4 protein-coding genes are annotated in these 6,841 nt (G+C 73.6%); all 4 read right to left on the reverse strand.

The genetic code is table 11. The features are described 5' to 3' along the window. Positions 1–1,081 (reverse strand): peptidoglycan-binding protein (locus ACFU6K_RS26705; protein WP_380667119.1); only part of this gene is annotated, 1,081 nt, incomplete at its 3' end. A 259-nt stretch (positions 1,082–1,340) separates the two neighbouring features. After that, positions 1,341–2,354, reverse strand: coding sequence for an XRE family transcriptional regulator (locus tag ACFU6K_RS26710; RefSeq protein WP_380667121.1), 1,014 nt, complete (start codon positions 2,352–2,354; stop codon positions 1,341–1,343). 329 nt (positions 2,355–2,683) lie between these two features. Further along, entirely contained in the window at positions 2,684–4,840 is a 2,157-nt protein-coding gene (locus tag ACFU6K_RS26715; protein WP_380667123.1) for a protease pro-enzyme activation domain-containing protein, read from the reverse strand. Between the two features lie 399 nt (positions 4,841–5,239). After that, complete coding sequence (locus ACFU6K_RS26720) at positions 5,240–6,730, reverse strand: FAD-dependent monooxygenase (protein WP_380667125.1); 1,491 nt, start codon at positions 6,728–6,730, stop codon at positions 5,240–5,242. Positions 6,731–6,841 lie beyond the last annotated feature (111 nt).

Consider the following 6,841-nt stretch of genomic DNA (forward strand, 5'->3'; position numbering starts at 1 on the left):
GCAGCGGGGTGCCGCCCCCGCCGCCGATGTTGCGGCCCTTGCCGTTGACCAGGTAGTCCCAGGTGTCCTTGCCGGGGATGCCGTCGGCCTCGGCGCCGCGCCAGCCCTGGGCCTGTTGGAAGGCCTGGGTGGCCTTGCGGTCGGCTTCGCCCCAGCGCGGGCCGGGGCCCTCGGAGTAGAACCCGCCGCCGCCGCGCTGCACCAGCAGCCGGCCGAGCCTGGTGACGTACGCGTTGTTGGCGCCGGGGCCGAACTTGTCGGCCCCGGGGAAGGCGGTGGCGGAGGTGCCACCGCCGTCGTTGCCGCCGGAGGACAGACCGGTGTAGCGGTACGGGACGTAGGAGCCGGAGTTGTTCCAGTACGCGTACGGGGTGGAGCGCTTCTTGGTGGAGGGGCCGGTCTGCTCGTAGGCGACGTACTTGGTGCGCGAGGAGTCGGCCCAGCCGCCGAAGATCGTGACGTGCGAGCCGGCCTGGGGGTTGGCCGGGTTGTTGTAGATGAGGATGTCGCCGGGCTGGAGGTCGTTCTTGCCGATCCGCTCGGCGAAGTCGGGCAGTGTCCAGGTGGTCTGACTGCTGCCCAGGCCCCAGGCCATCGAGACGAAGCCCGAGCAGTCCTGGCGGTAGCCGTCCGACCAGTAGCGGCTCATGCTGTACGGCACGCCCTGGTCGACCCAGGTCTGGGCGCGCTGGATGATCTGGGCCCGGGTGAGCGGCGCCGCGGCGGCGCGCGGCGCGGCGAAGGCGCGGGCGCCGGGGGCCTGGCCGTAGAGGCCGCTGACCTCGCCCTGGGGGGTCTGGGAGCGGGCGCTGCTACTGCCGCCCGGGGTGGGGCCGGGCGCGGGGGCCGCGGTGGCGGTGCCGGCGGCGGCCGCACCGCCACCGAGCGCGGTGCCCACGGCGGCCACCAGGACGGCGGCCCGGCGGCGGACGCTGCGGGCGGAGGCGTGTCCGCCCTCGTGGACGGGCGCGGCGTGCAGCCGTGCGCGTCGGCGGGCGTTGCAGCCCCCGCATATGCAGTCCTCCGCCGGTTCGACGTCGTCGAACTCGATGAGCGGGGACAGGGGGTCGGTCAGGGTCATGCTCCGCCTCTTTCCCGGACTATTCCGCGTGTTATCCGGACCAAAGTCCCAAAGCGGGCGGGATGAGTCACGGTGGGTTAGGCCGAACGGGTGAGACCCGTTCGGCTCCCGGGCGTGGCGTGGGTCGGCGGGAGGGTTTAGGCGAGGTGAGGCGGGGTCAGCGCGGGACGGCGGCCGAGGACTCCGGGTCGGTCCGGGTCAGCGGGGTGGTGTCGGCCGGTTCGAGCAGTGCCCCGCCGGTCTCGAAGGAGCGGAAGGGCTACGCCCACTCCCAGCGGATGCCGATGTGGCCCGGCTGCTGGTCCGGGGCCAGGACGTGGGCGCTCGCCGAGGCGCCGATCCACAGCTGCTCGCGGCGGTGGTCGACGTCGGCGCCCGGCTCGCGGTCGTAGCGCTCGCAGTGCGCCGGGACGGCCGCCGGGTCGAAGTGCACCTGGAGCACGTACTCGCGCACCGGGGTGGCGAAGCGGCGGCTGTACTCCATGGTCGGGCCGCCGGGCGGGATCTCCACCTCGTACTCGAAGACCGTGCTGTCGCCGAGGCCGAGCGGGCGGTCCAGCATCAGCTCGCCGACGATCAGCCCGGCCTCCGGGCGGCGGCGCACCCGGCCCAGCCGGCCGTGCCGCACCGCGGTGATCTCCGGGCAGCCGGCCGCCTCCTCGTCGGCCATGTGCACCACCAGGCAGCGGCCGACGCCGCCGACCGTGGCGCGCACCACCTGGCGCATCCGCAGCAGGTTGCCGCGCCGCTCGGCGTCCACGTAGTAGGAGTCGTGGATGCTCAGGCGCTCCAGCTCGCCGGCCGGCGGGGCGTTCAGCTCGGCGAAGATGTTGGCGATCTCCTGCTCGCCCGGCCAGACGTCCTCCAGCCCGAGGTGGCAGGTGTTCGCGGCGGCGGCCCAGCGGCCGCGCGGGCGCGGCGGGCCGAGCAGCGAGGAGAGCGCGCTGTGCGGCAGGCCGAGCAGCTCCTCCAGCAGGTGGACGGCGCGCAGCGAGCTGGCCCGCTCGGGCTGGCTGCGGCCGCGCCGCCAGTAACTCAGGGTCGTCACACTGACCCTGACGCCGCGCCCGGCGAGGGCGGCGCGGATGCGGTCCAGGCTGAGGCCGCTGGCCTCGATGGCCAGGTGCAGGGTGTCCGCGAAACCGCCGACCGGGGCGAGCCGGCCGGGGGGCGGTCCGGAGGCGGCGGGAGTCGGTCCGGGCGGGCCCGGGCGCTCCGTGTGCGACCCGACCAGCCGCAGCCGCGCGGCGTCCTGAGGTTGCTGTGCGGCCATGCGGTGACCCTCCCCACCAGGTGAGTTCGGTGGGACCGGGCCGGCGCCGGGGCGCGCCGCCAGCGGCTTCACCGAGCTTTGGGGAACCCTATGCACGGTCGAGAGGCTACGTCATCAGTCGTGCGTATGACAGTGGTCACGGCAGGTGGACCGAAGGGTTATCGATCTTGAAACAGTCCGGAAACACGGGCCGCGGACCGGGCTCCGGACGGTGCTCCGGACGGGGGCGGCGGACGGCTCCGGAAGGGCCCCGGGACGGACACCGCCGGGGCGGGCCCTGACGGCTCCGCCCCGGCGGGGATCGGGTGGTGCGGTGGTGCGGCCGGTGGTCAGCCGACGTTCAGCGCGACGTCGTCGATCACGAAGCTGGTCTGCTGCGAGGAGTCCTCGGTGCCGGTGAACTTGATGGTCACGGTCTGGCCGGCGAAGGAGGTCAGGTCCAGGGTGCGCTGGACGTAACCGGTGGCGGCGTCCACGTTGGAGTAGGTCGCCAGCGTGGTGCTGTTGGCCTGGACGGTCAGCTTGTCGTACACGGTGGAGCCGGTCTCCGCGGTGTCGACGTGCAGCCAGAAGGTCAGCTTGGCGGAGGTGCAGCCGGCCGGGATCGAGACGGTCTGCGACAGGGTGTCGGTGTGGGTCGAGCCGTAGCCGTCCAGCCAGGCCTTCCAGCTGCCCGAGTGGGCGGCCTCGGAGGAGCTGTTGCTGACCACGCCGCTGGAGGCGGTCCACGGGGAGGCGGTGCCGCTCTCGAAGCCGCCGTTGGCGACCAGCTGGGCGGCGGTGCAGCCGCCGGACGGCGGGGTGGTGCCACCGCCGAGCAGGGCGGTGGTCAGCGCGTCGGCGACCGGGGAGCCCCAGCCGGTGACCTGGTCGTAGCCGGCCTTGGCGGAGAAGTCCTGGTTGGCGCCGGTGGTCACGTCGTGGAAGGCGCTGCCGTAGCCGCTGCCGTTGGCCACCGAGTACAGCCGCGGGCTCGCCTCGCCGAGGACGGCCTGGCCGGCGGCCTTGGCCTTCTGGTTGAACTGGGCCGCGTAGCCGGACCAGAGCGGCGCGGCCGCGCTGGTGCCGCCGTAGACCTGCCAGGCGCCGGCGGTGTAGATCGCGAAGCCGCTCTGCGGGTCGGCGTTGGAGGAGACGTCCGGGACGGTGCGCATGGTGCCGCTGACGCCGGTGCCGGTCTGCCAGCTCGGCTTGGCGAACACGGTGGAGACGCCGCCGCCGGCGGTGCTCCAGGCGCTCTCCGAGGAGTAGGCGTTGCCGCTGGAGACCTTGAGGTTGGTCCCACCGACGCCGGTCTGGTGCGGGCTGGAGGCCGGGAAGTCGACCGCCTTCACGCCGGAGCCGCTGGTGGAGCGGGTGCAGTCGCGGGAGCCGTCGTCGCCGGAGGCGGAGAAGATCGAGATGCCCTGGGCGGCGGCCTGCTTGAAGGCGTTGTCGACCGCGGTCATCGAGGCGGCGGTGGTGTCCGGCTCGCAGGAGCCCCAGGAGATCGAGACCACCGAGACCCTGTTGTCGGTCACGATCTTGTTGGCCATGTCGATCTCGCCCTGGTCGCTGTTGGGCGCCTCGTAGACCAGCTGGGTGGCCTTGGGCGCCGCGCCGCGGACGATCTCGCTGTCCAGCTCGACCTCGCCCTGGCCCTGGCCGGGGGCGGAGTCGTAGTTGGCGCCGTCCACCGAGACGGTGGAGACGGCCGGGCCGGACAGGCCGTACTGGGAGTCGTAGGTGGTCAGGTTCGAGGACTGGTAGCCGTCGAACTCCCACAGCGCGACCGTGGTGCCGGTGCCGTCCGCGCCGGTCTTGTTGAGGTTGTACGCGCCGGTGTACTGGGCCGGGGCCATGCCGCTCGGGCTCGCGCTCGCCGTGTTCGGGGTGACCGAGTTCGGGGTGGCCAGGCGGTTCTTGCGCACCGCGTGGTTGTCCAGGCCGCTGACGCCCTGGACCACGGAGGCCAGGTCGGACGGGATCGAGGCGGCCGCGTCGTTGGCGAAGAAGGCGCGCTGGAGCTGCGGGTCGAGGTACGAGCTCTCGTGGGTCCCGAAGGCCTGGGAGACCTGGGCGGCGGTGCCGCGGGCGTTGACCACCTGGCGGTTGGCGCTCACGTCGGAGACCGTCAGGCCCTGCTGGGCCAGGTACGTCCGGACCTGGTCGACGGCGGCCTGGGTCGGGCCGAACCGCGCGGTGAACTGCTCCGGCGTCAGGTAGTGGCCGTACTCCGGGGCGCCCGGGGTGGTGACGGCGGTGAGGAAGCGGTCCAGGGCGTCCGTGTCACGCAGCTTCAGGCTGACGGACACCGAGATCTGCTGCGCGGCCGGGACGTCGCCCTTCTTCTCCGAGTGGGCCACCGCCGGGTTCACGGTGTTCGGCAGGGCGACGCGCGGGGAGGCGTTGGGAGTGGCGGCCTGCGCGGTGGAGACACCGAGCGAGACGGCGGTCAGCGGCAGCACGGCTATCGCCGCGGCGAGGGCAAGGGAGCGGGGGCGCAACGGATCCTCCTCCAGCCGGCTGTGGGGGGCCGGCAAGGGACCAGGCGTTCAGGGGGGTCGAGAACGCTGGCTAGAACATGACAGAACCCGTGTGCGAAGTGGCTCATGGCCAGGCAATTCGTTCCTAAAAAACAGTCAACTGTGGAGGGCCCTCAACTCGGCGGTTCCATACAGTGAATGACCGCGGTTCCGGGACCGGTCCAGACCAATCGGGGCGGAAGGACGGACGTGGAATCGGGTCTCCCGGCCCTGCGGGAGACCCGTGAGGTGATCGCTGACGCGGTCCAGGAGCTGCGCGGGCAGGGCGAGTTGGGCACGGAGACGGTGGCCCGGGGCTGATCGGCGGGCGAACGACCGGCCGGGCGGGCGCGCGGGGGCCGCGGGCCCGCCCGGGGGCGGTCAGGCCGGGGTGCCGAGCCAGTCGGTGAGGGCGGCGCGCAGCTCGCCCTGGCCGGGGTCGACGGCGGCCCAGGCGACGTAGCCGTCCGGGCGGATCAGCAGGACGGTGTCGCGCAGCTTGCCGTGCGGGTCGGCGGGGGCGGCGGAGACCATGCGGTCGGCCCAGGGCTCGGCGGCGGCCAGCTCGTCATTGCTGACCAGGACGAACGTCCCGGCGCGCAGCGCCTCGTAGAGCCGCTCGGGCGCGGCCGGGGCGCCCTCGACGGGCTTGCTCAGGGCGGTCAGCCGCAGGTCCGGGACGCGCTTGCCGACCTGCGGGTGGGCGTCCTTGGGCGCGGGGTAGGAGATGCCGATGCCGGAGACCAGCCGGGCGCCGCGCTCGGTGACCGGGTCGAGGTGGCCGCCCAGCGCGGTGAGCGCCCCGCGCAGGGCGCGGGTGGGGGCGGACTCGGCGAGCGCCAGCCGGATCAGCGCGCCGGAGGTGCGCAGCACCGTCCTGCCGACCGGGTGCCGCTCGGTCTGGTAGGTGTCCAGCAGGGCGTCGGTGGCGTGGCCCCGGAGTGCCGCGGCGAGCTTCCAGGAGAGGTTGGCGGCGTCCTGGAGGCCGGTGTTCATGCCCTGGCCGCCGGCCGGTGAGTGGCAGTGCGCGGCGTCGCCGGCCAGGAAGACCCGGCCGGAGCGGTAGTTGGGGGCCTGCCGCTCGTCGCTGTGGAAGGTGGAGCTCCAGCGCACCTCGTGCAGGCCGTAGTCCTCGCCGAGGATGGCCCGGACGAGGGCGGTGAGCTGCTCGGCGGAGGGGGTGGTGCCGTCCGGGTACCGCTCCTCGCGGTCCCAGGCGATGATCCGGAACCAGCCGTCGCCGAACGGGGCGATGAAGGCGAAGCCGGCCTGGTTGGCGCCGACGGTGATCGCCTGGGCGGGCTCGCGCTCCAGCCGGACGTCGGCCAGCACCACCGAGTCGACCACCGACTCCCCGGGGAACGGGATGCCCAGCAGGTCGCGGACGGTGGAGTGGACGCCGTCGGTGGCGACCGCGTACGCGGCGCGGTGGCTCTGCCCGTCCCGGGTCTCCAGGGTCACGCCCTCGGCGTCCTGGTGCAGCCCGGTGACCTCGGCGCCGCGCAGGACGGTCGCGCCGGCCTTCTCGGCGCGGTCCAGCAGCAGCCGTTCGACGTTGTACTGCGGGGTGATCAGCACGAACGGGAAGCGGGTGGGCAGCGCGGCGAGGTCGATGCCGAAGCGGTCGAACATCCTCAGCTCGGAGAGCGGGCGGCCGGTGGCGATCAGCTCCTCGGCCAGGCCCCGGGCGTCCAGCAGCTCCAGGCTGCGGGCGTGCACGGCGAAGGCCCGGGTGAGGTCGGACTCGGCGGCCCGCTTCTCCAGTACCGTGACGCCGACTCCGGCGGCGGCGAGATCGCCGGCCAGCAGCAGTCCGGTCGGTCCGGCGCCGACGATCAGGACGTCGGTTTCGGTCGTCGGCTTCACGGCCATGTATCAGCTCCCGTTGTTCGGAGGGCGGTCGTACGCCGTTCCCGGCGTTCTCCCAGCCTCCATCATCGCGGGCGCCGTCGGAGCTGTGAACCGCCGGGCCCCGGCGGTGGG

The sequence above is a fragment of the Kitasatospora sp. NPDC057512 genome (assembly GCF_042802135.1).
GTDB lineage: Bacteria > Actinomycetota > Actinomycetes > Streptomycetales > Streptomycetaceae > Kitasatospora.